Origin of the sequence: Pseudomonas sp., assembly GCF_046581935.1 — a bacterium.
Classification (GTDB): Bacteria; Pseudomonadota; Gammaproteobacteria; order Pseudomonadales; family Pseudomonadaceae; genus Aquipseudomonas.
Window position 1 is genome coordinate 129,820 of record NZ_JAYGFK010000018.1, and the last position, 20,682, is coordinate 150,501.

The following is a 20,682-nucleotide window of genomic DNA, read 5'->3' on the forward strand; positions in this document are numbered from 1 at the left end:
CGTAGCCCCTCTATCTGATAACAATAGAGAAAAGATCTTTCCTACGATTTAACCTCTGTTCCCTGCTTCGCTTCGTCGAGCAGCCATTGAGCAAACGCTTGTATTGGCTCCGCGCTCAATCCGATGGGCTCGGGGAGGATGAGGCAGAAGGTTTTGGAAATGGTTTTCCCCTCTGGCCACGGGGCCACCAGATTTCCTAGCGCAAGTTCGGTTTCAACGTAGAGGCGCGGTACTAGCGCAACACCGAGGCCGGCCAATGCGGCCTCTATCAACATTCCATGGAGATCAAAGCGTGCGCCAATTGCAGGATTGGTCAGCGTGCTTCCCGTCTCTTGGGCGTAGTGTTGCCAAGCTTCAGGGTTCTGTCGTCGGTGCAGGCGCGGTAATTCGTCCAGTGCGGTTGTTCGATTGCGTCCTGCCAGAAGTCCAGGATGGCAAACCGGAACCAGCACTTCGTGCAAAAGGGGATGAGTCCGCATGCCTGTCCACGCTGGGTGCTCGAAATGGATGGCCGCATCGAATCCGCTCCCTGCCAGGACGAAGGGCTCCATGCGCTCCGCCAAATGCACAGTAATGTTCGGATGCTTTTGCTGGAATCGTGTCAAGCGAGGAATGAGCCATCGCATCGCGAAGGTCGGGATGGTGGCAATGTCCAGGCTCGCGCCATCGTTCGGCTGCCCCATCAAGTACTGACTGTCCCGATCCAGGCGGTCAAGCGATTCGCGAACTTGGGCCGCGTAGCGTTCCCCGTTGGGCAGGAGGCGGACCCGATTGCCGACCCGCTCGAACAGCGTGACCCCGAGGAAGGCTTCCAACCGGCCAATCTGGCGACTGATTGCGCCTTCAGTCAAAGACAGTTCCTCTGCAGCGCGCGCGAAACTGCCGTGGCGGGCGGCGGCTTCAAATGCTGTCAGTGTCGTGCTGCTGGGGATCTTCCTTCGCATGAGCGTTCCTAGCTTGAAGCTGGTGATTGGTTTAGCTTGATTTTTTGTCACTGAAGCATACCGAATAATCGTTTTATACGCCGATATCAAGGTCATACCATGACGGAACATCAACAAAGAGGGCCGGATGCTCAAGAAGTCCGGTAGCGAGTGATCCATGATCTACACCGTCGAGTGCAGCTTTGCCGACCCAGCCAGCGAAGCACAGTGGAATGATTTCTACAGCCTGGAAAAGCTGCCCGCGCTTATTTCAGTAAGTGGGTTCCATACTTCACAGCGCTTCAATGCGTTGAGCACTGGCTGCCCCGTCTACCTTGCCATGCACTCGATCGACGGTCTGGCCGTGCTTGAGAGTGAAGAGTACCGCCAGAAGGGTGGCGGCAATTTCGCTCGCTGGCAGCAGCACATCACCGATTGGCACCGCAATCTTTATGGCGGCCTTGAACGCGCACCTGCCATCGGTGAAGGCGAGCATCTGATCGTGAGCGCAGTCGGTCCCGAACCGCTCATCGAGATGGGGCTCAGGCCTGATCTGATGCGGGCCGTCGCATTGGAGAAATTTCCTGAGAACAGGTGGCTGGCGAAGCTGGATAGCTCCATCAGTCTCAGTGTGGAAACCCTTCCGAAGGACGTGCACCTCTATGCACCGATGACCGCGCAATTGACGAGTGGCAATGGCGCAGTGCCCCAGACGCAGGGGCAGAACCGACATGCCTAACCTGACGATCTTCATCCAGGCGGAAAAGATGCCGCCCGAAGCGAATCTGGCGGAACTCACCGAACGATGCACTCGGCTTTGCACGGGCGTCCTCCAGGCTGCGCTGGACAACGTGCATGTCATCTATGTCGCTGCTCGCCAGGGGCGCGGGCATCCCGCTTACGCGGAAATCAAGTACCGCCTCGAACCGTTCAGAACGCCATCGGTCATGGACGCTTTCATGGCGCGACTGGATGAGGCCATAAAGCGCCATACGGGGCTGGCAGCGCGCATCCGTTGCTTTGGCTATCCAGCCGATACCCTCTACGCACGGAACTGATGATCCGCAAGGAGTACCGCAATGAACAAAATGAAACTTCCAGGCCAGCAGATCGGCGAGTTTTCGATCACGGCCATCAGTGACGGATACCTTTGCGCAAGTCTGGATCTTCTCTCCAATATCGATCCTATGGCGGCGTCCAAGCTGCAGCAGGACGCAGGCGTGAGCGACCCATCCTCGATCCACATCAACTGTTACCTGGTGCGTGGAAGGGGTCGCACGATCCTCATCGACGCGGGAGCTGGTGGGTTCAAGCAATGGGGTGGAAAGTTGATAGCGAATCTCGCACTTGCTGGTGTGCAGCCCTCTGACATTGACACCATTCTCCTGACCCATGCACATCCAGACCATGTTGGGGGGCTGCTTGACTCGTCAGGGGACGCTGCCTTTCCCGGTGCAGAGTTAGTCGTCCACCAGCGTGAAGTTTCTTTTTGGAAGGATGATGGCAATCTCAGCCGAGCGAGTGAGCGGGCTCGTGGCAACTTTTTGTTTGCTCGGAAGGTGTTCGATCAGTATCGAGAGACGATGCGCACGTTTACTGATAGCGAAGTTCTCCCTGGTATTAGTGCCATGTCCCTTCTAGGACATACCGCAGGGCATTCCGGTTATCGCATCGAATCCAATGATCGTAGCCTGCTGGTTTGGGGGGATATCGTTCATTTCCCCCAGATCCAGATTGCTCGTCCCGACGTGTCCATTGCATTCGACCAAGATCCGCTTCTCTCCGCCGAAACACGATCCAAACTGTTGGATGTTGTTAGCGCGGACAAGCTTCTAATCGCGGGGATGCACCTGGGCGAACTCGGGTTTGCACATATCGAGCGGACGGGGCAGACCTACAAGATTTCCTACGAAACTTAGCGATGGATCGAGATGCGTGCAATACGCAGCGGCCAGGTGCTTTGCAGCTGGCCCGGATAGGCGAACACCAGGCAATTGTGTCGTTCCAGTTCTTCCGGCTGCGTGTGACTGCGATGCGCGTTCAGGTAGGCGGGAGACGCCGCCAGGATGCGCCGGTTGTCGGCCACGCGCCGCGCCACCAAACGCGAATCGGCCAACTCGCCATGCAAGCGGTACTGTCATCTTCATGGCGGTTGTGCACTGTTTTATCGCTGTGCAACACACCGTTTCGTCGGCGATGACCACGATCCGCAAAGGATACAGGCGGCTCCTGAGCTAATGGCTGACTCGTTCACGTGACACTGATTAGCGACTCCGTGCCACGTTGATCAGCCTGTTGCTGGAGACGTGTACGGTGCGCTCGACGTAGCCATCAAAGGCCATTGGCATCGGCATCATTTCGACACGCTCCAGCTCCAGGATTTCAGTAGCTGTCATTGCATTGGTCTACTGGAGTGCTTTGTTCGTCCTTGGTATTGGCCCGCTGGTGAGCGATAGATCGGTGTTTTCGATCCATCCGCCCCCGAGCGTCTTGTAAAAGGTTACCAGGTTGGTAAAGCGCGATAGCTGGGTGCTGATCAGGTCTTGCTGTGCGGTGTACAGCGAACGTTGCGAATCCAGCACTTCGAGGTAGCTGTCGACCCCCTGTTTGAAGCGCGCTTGCGACAGCCGGTAGCTATTGGATGTGGCGTCCACCAGCGCCTGCTGGGCATCTAGTTGACGGCCTAGCGTGTTGCGTTGGGCGAGGGCATCGGATACCTCGCGAAACGCGGTCTGAATCGCTTTCTCATAATCGGCCACGTAGATATCTCGGTCAGCTTTGGCGCTGTCGAGGTTCGCCTTGTTGGTGCCAGCGTCGAAGATGGGCAGTGAGATCTGCGGCGCAAAACTCCAGGTTCCCGACCCGCCTTTGAACATATTCGAGAGGCTGGCGCTTGAGGTTCCGGCCGAGGCAGTGAGGCTGATGCTCGGGTAGAACGCCGCCCGTGCAGCGCCAATGTAGGCGTTTGCGGCTTTGAGGTCGCGCTCGGCCTTGAGGATGTCGGGACGGCGTTGCAGAAGATCGGAACTCAGGCCCGGTGGAATGTTGGCCAGTGGGCTGGCTTCGGCGGTAGAGCGTTCGGGCAGTGAGGTGGGCAGTAGATCATCGGGTATGTCGGTGCCGACCACCAAAACCAGCGCGTTGATGTCCTGGGCCACTTGTGAGGTGTATTTTTCTACGTCTACGCGTGCCGCTTCGACGCTGGTTTGGGCTTGGCTCAGCGTCAGCGACGAGGACGATCCAAGCTCGAACGTGCGTTGCTGCAATGCGTAGGTGTTGCTTTGGCTGGCGAGTGTGCTTTGTGCCAGCTTGAGCAAGTCCTGATCGGAGGCCAGGGTCAGGTAGTCGGTGGCCACTTCCGCGATCAAGCTGATCTGCGTGCTTCGGCGGTTTTCTTCCGTTGAAAAGAACTGCTCTAGGGCTTGGGTGCTCAGGCTTCGCACTCTGCCGAAAAGATCAAGTTCATAGGCGCTGAAGCCCAGCGTTGCACTGTAGCTGTGGGCGGTGAGTGCGCGGCCTGTTTGCGACTGATCGGCGGGTGTGCGGCTGCCACTGCTGCTGCCACTTGCTTTGATGGTTGGAAACAGTTCGGCATCTTGCACGCGGTAGGTAGCACGGGCCTTTTCGATATTGAGCGCGGCTACCCGCAGGTCTCGGTTATTGGCCAGTGCCAGGTCGATGACCCGCTGCAGCGCCGGGTCGGTAAACACGTCGCGCCAGCCGAGGTCGGCTACTGGCAGGGTGCTGGCGGCACCCTGATCTCCGGAGAATCTGGGGGCGACAGGGGGCGAGGGCTGCTGGTAGGCGGGTATCAAACTGCAGCCGCCCAGCAATGCCGCTAGTGCCAGTAAAGATCGCGTTAACCAAGGCATGTCAGATACCTTCCGAATGGCTGGAGAGAGGGTGGTGAGGAGGGGCAGAAGATGCCGTGGCCGTCGTGTTGCGCTTGAACAGCTTCATCACCAGAACAAAGAATAACGGCACGAAGATAACGGCCAGCAAAGTGCCGGACAGCATGCCGCCGATCACCGCGCTGCCCAGCGCGTGCTGAGCCCCGGCCCCCGCGCCACTGCCCAGTACCATGGGCAAAACACCCAGGATGAAGGCCATGGAGGTCATCAGGATTGGGCGCAAGCGCATACCGGCCGCGGTCAGTGCCGAGTCCATCAGGCTTTCGCCACTGGCGTACAGGTCCTTGGCGAATTCAACGATCAGGATGGCGTTCTTGGAGGCCAGACCGATGGTGGTGAGGATGCCGACCTGGAAATACACATCGTTCATTTTCCAGGTAAGGATGGCGGCAATCAGAGCGCCCAGTACCCCTAGCGGCACGACCATGACGACCGATATCGGAATGGCCCAGCTTTCGTACAACGCGGCCAGGCACAGGAACACGAATAAGATGGATATTCCGTAAAGCAGGCCGGTCTGACCGCTCGATGCTTTTTCCTGACGCGATATCCCAGTCCATTCGTATCCGATCCCGGGCGGCAGTTTGGCGACTGCCGCTTCGACGATGGCAAGTGCTTCGCCACTGGATGCTGCGCCCGGCATGGCCATGCCCAGAATCTCCACCGAGGGAACACCGTTGTAGCGCTCCAGGCGTGGCGAGCCCGATGCCCAGCTAGCTTTCGAAAAGGCGGAGAAGGGCACCATGGTGCCGGCGCTATTGCGTATGTACCAGCGGTTGATATCGTCCGGCAGCATGCGGTATTGGGCGTCGGCCTGCAGCATCACCTTCTTGACCCGACCTTTGTCGATGAAGTCATTGACGTAACTGCTGCCCCATGAAGTCGAGAAGTTGTCATTGATATCGGAAATCGACAGCCCAAGCGCCTGCGCTTTGTTCGGGTCGATCTCGAGCTTGAATTCGGCAGCGTCTTCAAGCCCGTTAGGCCGTATTGCTACCAGGCGTGTGTCGCGTGAGAGTTCGCCGAGCAGTTGATTGCGCGCCTTCATCAATACATCGTGGCCCAGGTTGGCGCGGTCCTGCAGCATCAGATCGAAACCGGTGGCATTACCCAGTTCTGCCACGGCCGGTGGTGCAATGGCAAACACCTGAGCATCGCGCAGGGTGGCGAACCTGGCCATTGCCTTGGCGGCTACGCCTGAGACGCTAAGTGCTTCACCCTTGCGTTCGTCCCAGGGTTTGAGTTTGACGAACGCGAAGCCAGTGTTCTGACCGTTACCTGCAAAGCTGAACCCCGAGACGGAAAATACACCCGCAACGGCGTCTTTCTGCTCGACAAGGAACTGATGTTCGACTTGCTTGATGACTTCATCTGTCCTGTTCGCGGTTGCACCGGGCGGCAGTTGGATAATCACGAACAGAGTGCCTTGGTCTTCGTCGGGCAAGAAGCCCACCGGCAGCTTCATGAAACCGAAGGTCACCGCCCCCAACAGCACGGCATAGACGATCATGTACCGCCAGCCGCGACCGAGAATATGGCGCACGATGCCTTGGTATTGATGGTTGCCGCGGTCAAATGAGCGATTGAACCATCCGAAAAAGCCGGTCGTGGCCATGCCATGGCCCGATTTCGAAGGCTTGAGCAGCGTGGCGCACAGCGCCGGGGTGAGCACCATGGCCACCAGCACCGAGAGCGTCATGGCCGATACGATGGTGATGGAGAACTGCCGGTAGATCACGCCACTGGAGCCGCTGAAAAACGCCATCGGCACGAATACAGCGGCCAGTACGAGGGCCACACCCACAAGCGCACCGGTAATCTGGTCCATTGATTTGCGCGTGGCCTCTCTGGGGGAGAGGCCCTCTTGCGTGATGATCCGCTCGACGTTTTCCACGACGACGATCGCATCATCCACCAGCAGCCCGATTGCGAGCACCATGGCGAACATGGTCAGGGTGTTGATGGTAAAGCCGAACGCCGCGAGTACTCCGAAGGTGCCTAGCAATACCACGGGGACCGCGATCGTCGGAATCAGGGTGGCCCGCCAGTTTTGCAGAAACAGAAACATCACCAGGAAGACCAGTACCACGGCCTCCGCCAGCGTACGAACGACCTCCTCGATCGAAATACGTACGAAGGGCGTGGTGTCGTAGGGCTTCTGGACCTTCATGCCCGCAGGAAAGAACTGCTCCAGCTCGGCCATGCGGGTATCTATGGCCTTGACGGTATCTAGCGCGTTGGCACCCACCGCCAGCTTGATCGCCAGTCCAGCAGCGGGTTTAGCGTTGTAACGGCCGGCACTGTTGTAGCTCTCGTTACCCAGTTCAATGCGGGCCACGTCACGCAGCCGAACCTCAGAACCGTCCGTTTGTGTACGCAGGAGGATGTCTTCAAACTCCTTGGCGGTTCTCAGCCGTGTCTGCGCGCTGATGGTTGCGTTCAACTGTTGATTTGGGGTGGAAGGCAGGGCACCGATCTGCCCGGCCGAAACCTGGACGTTCTGGGCTTCGATGGCCGTCTTTACATCCGCCGCCGTCAGGCTGAAATTGGCCAGTCGGTCGGGGTTGAGCCAGATGCGCATGGCGTACTGCGAGCCGAACAGCGTGATGTCACCGACCCCTTCGACACGGCTGATCGCATCCTGCACGTTAGCCGCTACGTAGTCCGAAAGGTCGGCACCGTTCATGCTGCCGTCTTCGGAGGTGAAGGCTAGTACGTTAAGGAAGTTGGTGGCTGACTTGGTTACCGTCAGGCCTTGGTTCTGCACCTCTTGCGGTAACAGCGGTGTGGCCAGGGAGAGCTTGTTCTGCACCTGCACTTGCGCAGTGTCGGGATTGGTGCCGTTTTCAAATGTCAGAGTAATCGTGGCGGTACCCGACGATTCACTGGTCGAGGCCATGTAGCTCAACCGGTCCAGGCCCTTCATCTTCTGCTCGATGATCTGGGTGACGGTATCTTCCAGCGTTTTGGCGGACGCGCCGGGGTAGGTGGCGGTAATCGCGATGGCGGGTGGGGCAATACTGGGGTATTGCGCAATGGGCAGGGTCAGAATTGATATAACCCCAGCAAGCATCACGATGATGGCTAGCACCCACGCGAATACTGGACGGTCGATGAAGAAACGGGCCATTTGTCGTTCTCTCGCAGGTCAGTTGGACGCAGTGGGCGTGGCTTCTGGCACGGGGGCCGGGGCCGGTGTTGTACTCGCCTGCGTGTTAGGCGACCAAGGCTCTACATTGACGTCCACACCTGGGGCTGCGCGTTGCTGGCCATCCACCACAAGTGTGTCTCCGGGCTCAATTCCGTCTTGAATCAGCCATTGGTCGCCCATGGCTCGATCTGTTTCCAGTGGACGGCGTTGCAGCTTGTTGCTGCTGTCGACGATGTATGCATATGGCTTGCCGGCACCGTCTCGTGACACGGCCTGCTGCGGCACCAGCAGCGCCTGTTCTTTTACGCCTTCCTGCAGCACCGCTCGCACATACATGCCGGGTAGTAATTCGCCTGTCGGATTGGGGAACACGGCACGCAGTGTGATCGTGCCGGTGTTCTGGTCGACGGTAACGTCCGAAAACTCCAATGTTCCCTCAAGTGGATAGGCACTTCCGTCCTCGAGAATGAGCTGGACTTTCGCCGAATTCGCGCCGGATTTTTGCAGGTCGCCCCTTGCCATGGCTCGCCTCAGGCGCAGTAAGTCGGCGCTGGACTGCGAGACATCGACATATATCGGGTCCAGTTGCTGAACGGTCGCCAGGGCGGTGCTCTGGCTGGCGGTAACCAGCGCCCCGGGCGTCACACTGGATTTGCCGATACGCCCGGAAATAGGTGCATCGACGCGTGCATACGCCAGGTTAATACGGCTGCTTTCTAAATCTGCCTTGGCAGAAGCCACTTGGGCTTCGTCTTCGCCAAGCGTGGCGACGGCGTCATCGTAATCTTGTTGGCTGACGGCCTGGATAGCCATTAAAGCCTTGTAGCGATCAGCTTTTAGGCGGGCGGTCTTGACGCTGGCCTGCGCTTTAGCGAGGGCCGCATTGTCTGCATCGTAAGTCGCCTTGTAGGTGGCTGGGTCGATCTGATACAGCGGCTGGCCGGCTTTGACGTCGCTGCCCTCTTTGAACATGCGTGCCTTGATGATGCCGCCGACTTGCGGCCGAACCTCCGCTACCAGATAGGCGGACGTGCGCCCCGGCAGTTGCGTGGTAAGTACCACACGTTGTGGCTGCACGCGCATGACTCCCACCGTCGGTGTACCGGGTGCCGGAGGTGGGCCGCCTGGAGGTTCGCCGCAGGCGGTGAGAAGGCACGCGGCTGCCAGCGCCACGCTAAGGTTTAGGCAATGAAACATGATCGGGCGCATGGAATTCTCCAGGGTAGCGATGGCAGGGGACGGTCTTTTAAAAATACTGAACTGTACGGTAATATATTTTGACAGGATTCTTGCGTCAAACATTACTGAACACCCTGGTATATGATTGCGAGTCTGTGGATGGAGGAATCGGGTTTATGCGAGTCAGAACCGAAGCCAAGCGCGATGCGATCGTTGAAGCAGCGTCTGAGGTCTTTCTGGAGTTAGGCTTTGAGGGCGCGTCCATGGCGCAAATCGCCACGCGAGTGGGTGGCTCCAAGGCAACGCTCTATGGCTATTTCAGCAGCAAGGAGGAATTGTTCGTCGAGGTAATGCAAGGCGTGGCCAAGCTCTATTTCGAGCCGATCTTTGCCGCGCTGCAGAAAGATCACGATGACCTGCGCCAGGCATTGCAGCAATTTGGTGAGCGCACCTTGGCGGTCATCTGCCTGGAGACATCGATTCAAGCTCGCCGCGCCATCATTGCTCAATCGGGTCGCAGCGATATCGGTTTGCGTTTCTATGAGGGGGGGGCCAAAAAAGGTGTTGCGGAGCTTGCGGATTTCTTGGCACGCAGGATCGAACGGGGCGAGTTGCGGTCATGCAATCCTCAGGTGGCGGCACACCACCTGATGGCGTTGCTGGATTCGGAAACGGTCACGCCATTGTTGCTGGGGGTCAAGAAGAAGCTGACGGCTATGTTCGTACGCCGGGCAGTCGCACGGGCCTTGGACACTTTCTTTCAGGGGCACGCGCCTCGATCTGAAGTCAGCAGTGATTGATATAGCCAAAATGGGCCCTCTGGAGGCTTAGCTTCGCTTGATCAGGCCCCGCATAGCTAGGTGAGAGATACATGGGTATCGTCTTGTTCTCCATGAAAATGAGAAGATATTGCAACTGGCTGTCAGGCATTTATCTGATGGCGTAATGCTCCGGATTTAATCCGGGCCTCGGGAGCAAAGATGGCTTTTACACGTAGGCAAGTGCTGGCCGGCCTCAGTGCGTTGGGTGTTGTTGGGCTTGGTGTTGGCGGCGTGCGCTACTGGTTGGGGCGGGTGGAGGATCAGGCGGGCCACGATTACGAGTTGATCGCTGCGCCATTGGATGTCGAGTTGGTGCCAGGCCACAAGACTGAGGCGTGGGCGTTTGGCCCGTCGGCACCGGGTACTGAGTTGCGTGTGCGGCAGGGCGAATGGTTACGGGTGCGATTCATCAACCACTTGCCGGTCGCGACCACCATTCACTGGCATGGCATTCGTCTGCCGCTGGAAATGGATGGCGTACCGTACGTTTCGCAGTTGCCAGTGCTGCCGGGCGAATACTTCGACTACAAATTCCGCGTGCCGGACGCCGGCAGTTACTGGTATCACCCGCACGTCAGCAGCAGCGAAGAACTCGGGCGCGGTTTGGTTGGGCCGTTGATCATCGAAGAGCGCGAGCCGAGCGGGTTCAAATACGAAAAGACCCTGAGCCTGAAAAACTGGCACATCGACGAAGAGGGCAATTTCGTTGAGTTCAGCATTCCCCGTGAGGCGGCGCGTGGTGGTACGGCCGGGCGCCTGTCGACCATCAATGGCGTGCCAGCGCCGGTGATTGAATTGCCAGCCGGGCAGATCACTCGAGTGCGCCTGCTCAACCTCGACAATACCCTGACCTATCGCCTCAACATTCCTGGTGTCGAAGCACAGATTTATGCGCTGGACGGTAACCCGGTCGAGCCGCGGCCGCTGGGTAAGGAATACTGGCTTGGCCCGGGGATGCGTATCTGTCTGGCGATCAAGGCCCCCGCTGCTGGTGAAGAACTGTCGTTGCGCAACGGCCCGGTGCGTTTGGGTACACTGCGCTCGGTGGCCAACAGCGATGCTCCGACCGAATGGCCGCCTGCGCTGCCGGCCAACCCGGTGGCTGAACCGGATCTGGCGAATGCCGAGAAGCTCAACTTCAATTTCGAATGGGTTGGTTCGGTGTCGGTCAACGTCGACAACGGCAAGCCACCGAGCCTCTGGCAGATCAACGGCAAAGCCTGGGATATCACTGACAAGACCTGTGCGGATCGGCCGATTGCCACCCTGAAATTGGGCCAGAGCTATATTTTTGATCTGAAGAATATGACCCAGTATCAGCACCCGATCCACTTGCACGGCATGAGCTTCAAGGTGATTGCGTCGAACCGCCACAAGGTCATTCCATACTTCACCGACACCTATTTGCTGGGCAAGAACGAGCGTGCGCAAGTGGCGCTGGTGGCGGATAACCCAGGTGTTTGGATGTTTCACTGTCACGTGATCGACCACATGGAAACCGGTTTGATGGCCGCGATTGAGGTGGTTTGATGCGACGGCCGTTGATTGTTGATCGCAGTCAGGATCAGCACTTTATGCGCGAAGCCTTGGCGCTGGCTGCCGAGGGTGCGGCGTTGGGTGAGGTGCCCGTGGGCGCGGTGCTGGTGCAGGAGGGAGAGATTGTCGGGCGTGGCTTCAACTGTCCGATCGCCACCCATGACCCCAGCGCCCATGCCGAGATGGTGGCGATTCGCGCTGCTGCGCAAGCCGTGGATAACTACCGACTCCCTGGCAGTACCCTGTACGTGACGTTGGAACCATGCAGCATGTGCGCCGGGCTGATCGTCCATGCGCGCGTGCAGCGTGTGGTGTACGGCGCGGCTGAGCCTAAGGCCGGAGTGGCGTTGAGCAGGGGTGAGTTCTTCAATCAGGGCTTTCTCAACCATCGAGTGTTGGTTGAGGGTGGCGTGCTGGCGCAGGAGTGCGGGGCGGTGCTGAGCGCGTTCTTCAAAGCCAGACGCGAGCAGCGCTAGAACCTATCCAAAGTCTGCTGCGCGTCGGCCCTCGGCGTTAAACCAGGCTGGATTGCCAGCCCAGTCGGAAGCCGCTTGCGGCTAACGCGCTTTAGCGCGGCCCAAAGGGCGAGCGAAGCGGGTAATGCTCATTTACATCAGTAAACTCGAGTGCGAGCCCAGTCCGCTTGATTCGCTGCGCTCACCCTGCGGGCCAGCCGTTGGCTGTTACTCCTCTGTGCTGCGTTTCTCGTCTGTTTTGACCAGCCGGAGGCTGATGCTACGTAGCGCCTTGCAGGGCTCTAGCTCGCGGGTTCGGTTAAAGCGGTGGTGTTTGTTCGTTGAGCTGGCGTTTGTCGATACCGGGTAAGTGCTGGTTGCTTTCCGCGATTTGCGAGCCTTCCAGCTGAGGCTGGGTTACCCAGGTGAGGATGTCGTAGTAGCGGCGAATGTTGCGTACAAAATGTACCGGCTCACCACCACGGGCATAGCCATAGCGAGTTTTGCTGTACCACTGTTTCTGCGCCAGGCGCGGCAGGATTTTCTGCACATCCAGCCACTTGTTTGGGTCCAGGCCTTCGGCCTCGGTAAGTTTTCGGGCATCTTCCAAGTGCCCGCCGCCGACGTTGTAGGAGGCCAGGGCAAACCAGGTGCGGTCTGGTTCTTTGATGCTCTCCGGGAGCTGATCTCTCACGTGGACGATGTACTTGGCTCCGCCTTCGATGCTCTGCTTGGGGTTTAGGCGATCTGATACGCCCATGGCCTGCGCGGTGTTCAGGGTTAGCATCATCAGCCCGCGGACCCCGGTTTTTGAGGTGGCGTTGGGTTGCCAGAGTGATTCCTGATAACCCATGGCGGCCAGTAGGCGCCAGTCAACCTGGTTGGCTTGGGCGGCTTGGCGGAAATGTTTCTCATAGCGCGGTAAGCGTTGTTGCAGGTGCTTGGCGAAGGTGTAAGCACCGACATAGCCGAGTACGTCGACGTGGCCGTAGTAGCGATCAGTGAGGCGCTTGAGGCTGCCATTCTGTTGTGCGCGCTTGATAAAGGCGTTTATCTCGTCGAGTAGACTGCGGTCTTCGCCTGGAGCGGTAGCCCAGGCCAGGCTTTGCTCATCGCCGAGGTCGAAGGCCACGCGCACATTGGGGAAGTACACTTGGTTCATGGCCAGTTCGTTGGAGTCGACCAGGGTTAGGTCGATCTGCCCTTCATCAACCATGCGCAGTAGGTCGACCACCTCGAAGGCGGCGGATTCTTCATAGGTCAGTTCAGGCAGTTGCAGTTTAAGGGCTGCCAGCTGTTCGGCGTGGCTGCTGCCCTTGAGCACCATAATGCGCTTACCCAGCAGGTCGCTGGGACGGGTTGGGCGCTGTTGGCCATTGCGGTAGATCACCTGAGGGGTTACTTCGAGGTAGGGCAGGGAGAAGCGTGCTTGGCTTTGCCGTCCGTCGCTTTTTACCAGTCCGGCGGCCGCTAGCACTGGGCCATTGGGTTTGTTGAGGCTAGAGAACAGCTCGTCGAGGTTGTCTGCCGTCTCGATTTTCAGTTCGACGCCCAGATCGTCGGCAAAGCGTTTGACCAGCTCATATTCGAAGCCGGTTTCACCGTTACGATCCTGGAAATAGGTGGCCGGGCTGTTCCGGGTGATCACCCGCAGCACACCCTCCGCCTGAACGCGTTCGAGTGTGCTGGGTTCTTCAGCACAGCCACCGAACAGCAGGAGGATTCCGATCACCGGCAGCCAGCAGGCGCGGCGCACGCGGAACGCAGATTGGGCAAACATTGGCGCAGTATACGCAAAGGTTGGGTGGTGCCATATCTCGACAGCGTGCGGCTTCTCTGTTAGTGCAATTGCCAGACTTGCTCAGGCGCGGTTTGCACGATGCATACGGTAATTCACGTCGTCATGCGGCGCTAACAGAGACTGGCCTTCACGGGTGCTGTTGGCAGCGCTTTAGGCTAGAATGCACGGCCTCAAAGTACACCCCTTCCCAGAGGCTGTCCCCGATGTTGATCCTGCGCGGCGCTCCCGCCCTTTCTGCTTTCCGTCACGGCAAACTGCTTGAGCAACTGGCCAGCAAAGTTCCTGCGGTCACCGGCCTGTATGCCGAGTTTGCGCATTTCGCCGAAGTATCCGGTGTTCTAAATGCCGACGAAGAGCAGGTATTGGCCCGTTTGCTGAAATATGGCCCGAGTGTGCCAGTGCAGGAGCCAAGTGGCCGCCTGTTCCTGAGTATTCCGCGCTTTGGCACCATCTCGCCCTGGTCGAGCAAGGCCAGCGACATCGCCCGCAACTGCGGCCTGGCGAAGATTCAGCGCATTGAGCGTGGCCTGGCGTACTACGTCAGCGGCGAGCTGAATGCCGCCGAGGCGCAGCAAGTTGCCGACCTGTTGCATGACCGCATGACGCAGTTGGTGCTGGATAACCTGGAAGGTGCTGCTGCACTGTTTAGCCATGCTCAGCCCAAGCCACTGACAGCTGTAGATGTGCTGGGTGGCGGTCGCGCCGCGCTGGAGCAGGCTAACGTCGAGCTGGGCTTGGCCCTGGCTGAAGACGAAATCGATTACTTGGTCACCAGCTTCAATGGCTTGGGTCGCAACCCCCACGACATCGAGCTGATGATGTTTGCCCAGGCCAACTCCGAGCACTGCCGCCATAAGATCTTCAACGCCAGTTGGGATATCGATGGTCAGAGCCAAGAGAAATCCCTGTTCGGCATGATCAAGAACACCTACCAGATGCACAGCGAAGGTGTGTTGTCTGCTTATAAAGACAACGCCTCGGTAATCGTCGGTAACGTCGCCGGGCGCTTCTTCCCGGACCCTGAAACCCGCCAGTACGGCGCGGTGCAGGAGCCGGTACATATCTTGATGAAGGTCGAAACCCACAACCACCCAACCGCGATTGCGCCGTTCCCGGGTGCGTCGACTGGCTCCGGTGGTGAGATCCGTGACGAAGGCGCGACTGGCCGTGGTGCCAAGCCGAAGGCTGGCCTCACCGGCTTTACTGTATCCAACCTGCAAATCCCCGGTTTCGAGCAACCGTGGGAAGTGCCGTACGGCAAGCCCGAGCGCATCGTCACCGCGCTGGACATCATGATTGAAGGCCCGCTGGGTGGCGCGGCGTTCAACAACGAATTTGGTCGCCCGGCGCTGACCGGTTATTTCCGTACCTTCGAGCAGGCGATTCAGACGCCGCGCGGTGAAGAAGTGCGCGGTTACCACAAGCCGATCATGCTCGCGGGCGGCATGGGCAACATCCGTGCTGAGCACGTGCAAAAGGGCGAGATCACGGTTGGCGCCAAGCTGATCGTACTGGGTGGCCCAGCCATGCTGATCGGTCTGGGCGGTGGCGCGGCCTCGTCGATGGCCACCGGCACCAGCTCGGCGGATCTGGATTTTGCTTCGGTACAGCGCGAAAACCCGGAAATGGAGCGCCGCTGTCAGGAGGTCATCGACCGTTGCTGGCAGCTGGGTGAGAGCAACCCCATCGCCTTTATCCATGACGTCGGTGCGGGCGGTTTGTCCAACGCCTTCCCAGAGCTGGTCAACGATGGCGGTCGTGGTGGCCGTTTCGAACTGCGCAATGTGCCCAATGATGAGCCGGGCATGGCGCCGCACGAAATCTGGAGCAACGAATCCCAGGAGCGCTACGTGCTGGCGGTGGATGCTGCCAATTTCGAACGTTTCAAAGCCATCTGTGAGCGTGAGCGCTGCCCGTTTGCAGTGGTTGGTGAGGCCACCGAAGAAGCTCACTTGACGGTGACCGACAGCCATTTCGGCAACAATGCCGTAGACATGCCGCTCAACGTGCTGCTGGGCAAAGCCCCGCGCATGCACCGTTCGGCCGAGCGCGAAAGCGAGCTGGGTGATGACTTTGATGCCAGCACCCTGGCCATCGATGAAGCCGTTACCCGCGTTCTGCATCACCCGGCTGTGGCCAGCAAGAGCTTCCTGATCACCATCGGCGACCGCACCATTACCGGCCTGGTGGCTCGCGATCAGATGGTCGGCCCTTGGCAGGTGCCGGTGGCTGACTGTGCGGTAACCGCCACCAGCTTTGACGTGTACACCGGTGAAGCCATGGCCATGGGCGAGCGCACGCCGCTGGCATTGCTGGATGCTGCGGCGTCCGGGCGTATGGCGATTGGCGAAACCCTGACCAACCTGGCTGCCTCGCGCATTGAGGCGATCAGCGACATCAAACTGTCCGCTAACTGGATGGCCGCTGCTGGTCACCCAGGTGAAGACGCGCGGTTGTACGACACCGTTAAAGCGGTTGGCATGGAGTTGTGTCCGGAGCTGGGTATCACCATCCCGGTGGGCAAGGACTCGATGTCGATGAAAACCCGCTGGCAGGATGACGGCGCGGAGAAGAGCGTGACCTCGCCGTTGTCGCTGATTGTCACCGGCTTTGCGCCGGTCAGTGATATCCGCAAGACCCTGACCCCGCAGCTACGCATGGACAAAGGCGAAACGGATCTGATCCTGATCGACCTGGGTCGTGGCCAGAACCGTCTGGGCGCGTCGATCCTTACGCAGGTTTACGGCAAGCTTGGCAACCAAGCGCCGGATGTCGATGACGCTGAAGACCTCAAGGCCTTCTTTGCTGTGATCCAGGGCTTGAATGCCGACGGCCATATCCTGTCCTACCACGACCGTTCCGACGGTGGCCTGCTGGTAACTGCTCTGGAAATGGCGTTTGCCGGCCACTGCGGCCTCAATCTGTTCCTTGATGCGTTGGCCGATAACAGCGCTGAGCTGGCTGCTTCGCTGTTCAACGAAGAGTTGGGCGCGGTGATCCAGGTGCATCAGGACGCGACGCCGGAAGTGCTGGCGCAGTTCAGCGCCGCTGGCCTTGGCGATTGCGTTGCGGTGATTGGCCAGCCGGTCAATAGCGACAACGTGTCGATCAGTTTCAACGGTCAGCCCGTGTTTACCGGTCAGCGGCGTTTGCTGCAGCGTCAGTGGGCGCAGACCAGTTATCAGATTCAGCGTTTGCGCGATAACGCCGATTGCGCCGATCAAGAATTCGACGGTTTGCTGGAAGAAGACAATCCAGGTCTGTCGGTCAAGCTTGGCTTCGATGTCAATCAGGACATCAGTGCGCCGTATATCCGCAAGGGCGTGCGTCCGCAAATTGCCGTGCTGCGTGAGCAGGGCGTCAACGGTCAGGTAGAAATGGCCGCGGCTTTCGACCGCGCCGGCTTCAACGCCATCGATGTACACATGAGCGATATCCTCAGTGGTCGTGTCAGCCTGGACGAGTTCAAAGGGTTGGTCGCCTGTGGCGGTTTCTCCTACGGTGACGTGCTGGGTGCGGGTGAGGGCTGGGCTAAGTCGGTGCTGTTCAATAGCCGCGCCCGCGATGGCTTCCAGGCGTTCTTCGAGCGCAAGGACAGCTTTGCCCTTGGCGTGTGCAACGGCTGCCAGATGATGAGCAACTTGCACGAACTGATCCCAGGTACCGAGAACTGGCCGCACTTCGTGCGCAACCGTTCGGAGCAGTTCGAAGCGCGTGTGGCCATGGTTCAGGTGCAGGAATCAGCGTCGATCTTCCTGCAAGGGATGGCCGGTTCGCGCATGCCAATCGCCATCGCCCACGGTGAAGGCCATGCCGAGTTCGAGAATGAGGAGGCTTTGCTTGAGGCAGATCTGTCGGGTTGTGTGGCCATGCGCTTTATCGACAACCACGGCAAAGTCACCGAAGCCTACCCGGCTAACCCCAACGGTTCGCCGCGCGGGATTACCGGCCTGACCAGCCGCGATGGTCGTGTGACCATCATGATGCCGCACCCGGAGCGTGTGTTCCGTGGCGTGCAAAACTCTTGGAAACCGGACGACTGGCAGGAAGATGCTGGCTGGCTGCGCATGTTCCGTAACGCCCGCGTGTGGGTGGATTGATCAGGGCGGCGCAGGCTTATGTTGAGTAAGCCTGTGCCAATCCTGCCTGAGGTACGCCAGGTCAAACCTGGCGATACCTTGCTGCTGTGCCGCTGCGGGCGTTCGCCCCAGCTTCCTGATTGCCTCTCTGCTTGTCCCGATGCCCTTGAACAGATGCCTGAGCGTGAGCAGTTTTTGCTGCTCTGTCGTTGCGCTCAATCGCGCCGCCTGCCTTATTGTGATGGTAGCCATAGCCAGCCAGTAAGCGGCCTCAAGGCTAGATGGCGGCGATTTTGGTGTGGTCTGTAAGCTGCGCGGGGTCTTATTGGCCTTCACTAACATGTGACGGCTTAGCCCGAAAAGCTGGCGCAGGATGGTGGTCTGGTAAAGCGCCTCTTCCATCGCTGGGTCGCTATAACCGAACCCGTTTTGCATAAGGTGCATTCGCAGCATCGCCATCAATGAGTAAGCCGGACGAGCACCTTCATCCTTGGGATAAAGCGGTTCGATCAAGGTGATCAAACCCTTCTACGGCACCACCCGATCCATTTCGATCAGGAACAACTCTTTGCGGGGCTGTTTGCGCTTGCCGGCGTATTCGGCATTGGCGAAGGTCATCTGCTTGATCGGAAAACTCGGCGGGTGGCGTTCGGGTATTTTGCCAAATTCAGGAAGTCTTTTTCATAGAGTGTCCTTATGCGCGCAAACACGAAAAATTAAAGTTATGCGGTGGGCGGACGATATTGGCAAATACAATAAAACGACGGAAAGCAGCTGGAAATTTCAAAATAAGTACTTGTTCGTGCTGGAAATTTAAATTGTATGCACTAACTTTATCCATAAGAAACATAGGGTAGCGCCACTATTTTTTGAAGTTCTAAAATTTCTCTTGGGTTTCTAGAGTGGAATGAGAATGCTAAAGATTTAAATCAACGGCTGCCATTGAACATGGTTTTCGATAAATCTGCAGAGCACCAGGCTCTGATAATGTGCAGCAGCTGTTGCTAATTTTTTGGGTGTAAATAATTCAGTTTCTATATGAGTTTTGCACCTCCGGGGAGAGAAGTATTGAATATTAAAATGAAGCTAGTTCTCAATTTTGTTATTACGGCAATTGCTGTAGCTCTACTGTCTTTCGTGGCCAGTAGTGGTATGAATCAAATGAGAGAATTGCAGGTCTCTGGATCTCGTACCACTGAAAACAGTGGTACAGCTTTCAATAATTCAAATATTGGCGCGGTAATGTATCAGGTTATTGCGGACTCGATAATCAACCGTAATCTCGAGCAAAGCAGCAAGGATTGGGCGGAAGTTAAGGCTGAGAGCTTGAGGCAAATGGCCGAGGTGCAGAAGTTCGTTGATACTGACGAAGAAAAGCAGCAGGCGGAAAACGCTAAAGTTGCACTGTCGCTTTATATCAACCTGTATGAGCAGCAAATGCTGCCATTGCTTCGCACCACACCATCAAGCCAAATTAGCGAAGATGTCAGAGGTGTCGACGAGCTTATCGATGAGCAGAGCGCTATCGTTCAAGAAAATTTAAAAAAGATTGCTGCATCCATGAGAGGTGAGGCAGATCAATCGAATGCGGAGTTTGATGCTGCTAACCGCAGCACTATAAGTTGGTTCTTCGTCATAGTGGCTGCTGTAGCTGTAATTTTGGGAGGTTTTTCAGTCTGGATAGTTATTAGCATCACTCGGCCAATCCTTGAAGTGTCTAATATGCTGAAGAATATTGCGTCCGGTGAAGGTGATTTGACACGACGACTCGCCTACGCAAAGAGCGACGAGCTGGGTGTTTTGGCTGGGTGGTTTAATAGCTTTCTCGACAAACTGCAGCCGATCATCGCGGAGGTAAAAAACTCAGTTAAGGAATCTCAAAAAACTGCTGATCGGTCCTCGGAAATTGCCAACGAAACCAGCGCTGGAATGCAGCAGCAATATCGCGAAGTAGATCAGGTCGCAACCGCTTTCAACGAGATGAGTGCTACTGCGCAGGATGTTGCAAGCAGTGCTGCGCATGCGGCGGATGCCGCCCGCAGTGCTGATAATGCGACACGCGAAGGTCTAGGGGTAATTGACACAACTACGCTTTCGATTGAGAAGCTGGCCAATGAGATGAGCTTAGCTATGGAGGGGGTCGAGGGCTTAGCCACCAGCAGCGAAAAAATCGGCTCAGTACTTGAGGTCATTCGTTCAATTGCCGACCAAACTAACCTACTAGCTCTTAACGCTGCTATTGAAGCTGCACGTGCCGGTGACGCCGGTCGTGGTTTTGCAGTAGTTGCTGACGAGGTCAGAAATTTGGCCAAACGTACTCAAGATTCTGTTGAGGAAATTCGCCAAGTTATAGAAAGTTTGCAGACCGACACGCGTGAAGTCGTTAGTTCAATGCATAGCAGCCACCGACAAGCTCAAGGTAGCGTGACCCAAGTAGCGATGGCGGTAACAGCACTGCAGAAAATTGGCGAGGCTGTCAGCGTAATTACCGACATGAACCTACAGATAGCCAGTGCTGCCGAAGAGCAAAGCTCGGTAGCCGATGAAATCAACCACAACATTGCATCTATTCGCGATGTTACCGAGTCGATTTCTAATCAGGCGCAAGAGTCCGCTCAGATAAATCAAACGCTTAATCGCTTGTCTAACAACCAGCAGCAGCAAATGGATCAGTTCCGCGTTTAGGGATGCTCTGAAGTAGCCCTGTATTTCCGGTCGACTTCAGCCCTTGCTGATTTTTAAAACGGCAACTGACCAAAAAACGATCAGTATCTCGCATATTTCAGTGTTTTTAGCCGCTGCGAACGCTTCGCAGCGGCTATTCCC

General features: G+C 57.5%; 15 protein-coding genes and 3 pseudogenes. 10 read left to right on the forward strand and 8 right to left on the reverse strand.

The window, feature by feature from the left end:
- Positions 1-41: 41 nt before the first annotated feature.
- A complete protein-coding gene (locus tag VCA57_RS16770; RefSeq protein WP_411186216.1) occupies positions 42-1,103 on the reverse strand; it encodes a LysR substrate-binding domain-containing protein in 1,062 nt (353 codons plus the stop codon).
- On the opposite strand from VCA57_RS16770, the gene VCA57_RS16775 reads away from it, so the two are divergent.
- The 3 genes from VCA57_RS16775 to VCA57_RS16785 are packed head-to-tail and all read left to right on the forward strand — an operon-like array spanning position 1,102 to position 2,842.
- Positions 1,102-1,662 carry a sugar ABC transporter gene (locus VCA57_RS16775; RefSeq protein WP_411186217.1) on the forward strand — a complete coding sequence of 187 codons (561 nt, stop codon included), beginning with the start codon at positions 1,102-1,104 and terminating at the stop codon, positions 1,660-1,662. The two genes, VCA57_RS16770 and VCA57_RS16775, sit on opposite strands and share 2 nt — an antisense overlap.
- On the forward strand, positions 1,655-1,981 hold the full coding sequence (locus tag VCA57_RS16780; protein ID WP_411186218.1) for a hypothetical protein: 327 nt from the start codon (positions 1,655-1,657) through the stop codon (positions 1,979-1,981). Before VCA57_RS16775 ends, VCA57_RS16780 begins: the two co-directional genes overlap by 8 nt.
- A 21-nt stretch (positions 1,982-2,002) precedes the next feature.
- On the forward strand, positions 2,003-2,842 hold the full coding sequence (locus tag VCA57_RS16785; protein WP_411186219.1) for an MBL fold metallo-hydrolase: 840 nt from the start codon (positions 2,003-2,005) through the stop codon (positions 2,840-2,842).
- Here the strand turns inward: VCA57_RS16785 and VCA57_RS16790 are convergent.
- The 5 genes and pseudogenes from VCA57_RS16790 to VCA57_RS16810 form a co-directional block, all read right to left on the reverse strand.
- Positions 2,839-3,051, reverse strand: a complete 213-nt coding sequence (locus tag VCA57_RS16790) for a LysR substrate-binding domain-containing protein (protein ID WP_411186220.1) — start codon at positions 3,049-3,051, stop codon at positions 2,839-2,841. The two genes, VCA57_RS16785 and VCA57_RS16790, sit on opposite strands and share 4 nt — an antisense overlap.
- A 109-nt stretch (positions 3,052-3,160) precedes the next feature.
- Positions 3,161-3,325 (reverse strand): annotated as a pseudogene (locus VCA57_RS16795) (IS21 family transposase); the annotation flags it as partial.
- A 3-nt stretch (positions 3,326-3,328) separates the two neighbouring features.
- A complete protein-coding gene (gene adeC, locus VCA57_RS16800) occupies positions 3,329-4,795 on the reverse strand; it encodes an AdeC/AdeK/OprM family multidrug efflux complex outer membrane factor (protein ID WP_411186221.1) in 1,467 nt (488 codons plus the stop codon).
- Between the two features lies 1 nt (position 4,796).
- On the reverse strand, positions 4,797-7,964 hold the full coding sequence (locus VCA57_RS16805) for an efflux RND transporter permease subunit (protein WP_411186222.1): 3,168 nt from the start codon (positions 7,962-7,964) through the stop codon (positions 4,797-4,799).
- A gap of 18 nt (positions 7,965-7,982) precedes the next feature.
- Positions 7,983-9,194: an efflux RND transporter periplasmic adaptor subunit gene (locus tag VCA57_RS16810; RefSeq protein WP_411186223.1), complete on the reverse strand. Its 1,212-nt coding sequence runs from the start codon at positions 9,192-9,194 to the stop codon at positions 7,983-7,985.
- Positions 9,195-9,340: 146 nt separating this feature from the next.
- Here VCA57_RS16810 and VCA57_RS16815 point away from each other — a divergent pair, with 146 nt between their 5' ends.
- From VCA57_RS16815 to tadA, 3 genes are all read left to right on the forward strand, one after another.
- Positions 9,341-9,964, forward strand: coding sequence for a TetR/AcrR family transcriptional regulator C-terminal domain-containing protein (locus VCA57_RS16815; protein ID WP_411186224.1), 624 nt, complete (start codon positions 9,341-9,343; stop codon positions 9,962-9,964).
- A 180-nt stretch (positions 9,965-10,144) separates the two neighbouring features.
- Positions 10,145-11,515: a multicopper oxidase family protein gene (locus VCA57_RS16820; RefSeq protein WP_411186225.1), complete on the forward strand. Its 1,371-nt coding sequence runs from the start codon at positions 10,145-10,147 to the stop codon at positions 11,513-11,515.
- Complete coding sequence (gene tadA, locus VCA57_RS16825; protein WP_411186226.1) at positions 11,515-11,997, forward strand: tRNA adenosine(34) deaminase TadA; 483 nt, start codon at positions 11,515-11,517, stop codon at positions 11,995-11,997. Before VCA57_RS16820 ends, tadA begins: the two co-directional genes overlap by 1 nt.
- A gap of 298 nt (positions 11,998-12,295) precedes the next feature.
- On the opposite strand, the gene mltF is transcribed toward tadA, so the two are convergent.
- On the reverse strand, positions 12,296-13,756 hold the full coding sequence (mltF, locus tag VCA57_RS16830; RefSeq protein ID WP_411186227.1) for a membrane-bound lytic murein transglycosylase MltF: 1,461 nt from the start codon (positions 13,754-13,756) through the stop codon (positions 12,296-12,298).
- 224 nt (positions 13,757-13,980) lie between these two features.
- Between mltF and purL the strand changes: the two genes are divergently transcribed.
- Together purL and VCA57_RS16840 are read left to right on the forward strand one after the other, a co-directional pair.
- Positions 13,981-17,877: a phosphoribosylformylglycinamidine synthase gene (gene purL / locus VCA57_RS16835; protein ID WP_411186228.1), complete on the forward strand. Its 3,897-nt coding sequence runs from the start codon at positions 13,981-13,983 to the stop codon at positions 17,875-17,877.
- A gap of 153 nt (positions 17,878-18,030) precedes the next feature.
- Complete coding sequence (locus VCA57_RS16840) at positions 18,031-18,165, forward strand: CDGSH iron-sulfur domain-containing protein (RefSeq protein ID WP_411186234.1); 135 nt, start codon at positions 18,031-18,033, stop codon at positions 18,163-18,165.
- A gap of 39 nt (positions 18,166-18,204) precedes the next feature.
- Here VCA57_RS16840 and VCA57_RS16845 read toward each other — a convergent pair.
- Positions 18,205-18,483, reverse strand: a pseudogene (locus VCA57_RS16845) (transposase); the annotation flags it as partial.
- A gap of 933 nt (positions 18,484-19,416) precedes the next feature.
- Here VCA57_RS16845 and VCA57_RS16850 point away from each other — a divergent pair.
- A pseudogene (locus VCA57_RS16850) lies at positions 19,417-19,683 on the forward strand (HAMP domain-containing protein); the annotation flags it as partial.
- A gap of 102 nt (positions 19,684-19,785) precedes the next feature.
- Positions 19,786-20,541, forward strand: a complete 756-nt coding sequence (locus tag VCA57_RS16855) for a methyl-accepting chemotaxis protein (RefSeq protein WP_411186235.1) — start codon at positions 19,786-19,788, stop codon at positions 20,539-20,541.
- Positions 20,542-20,682: the final 141 nt, after the last annotated feature.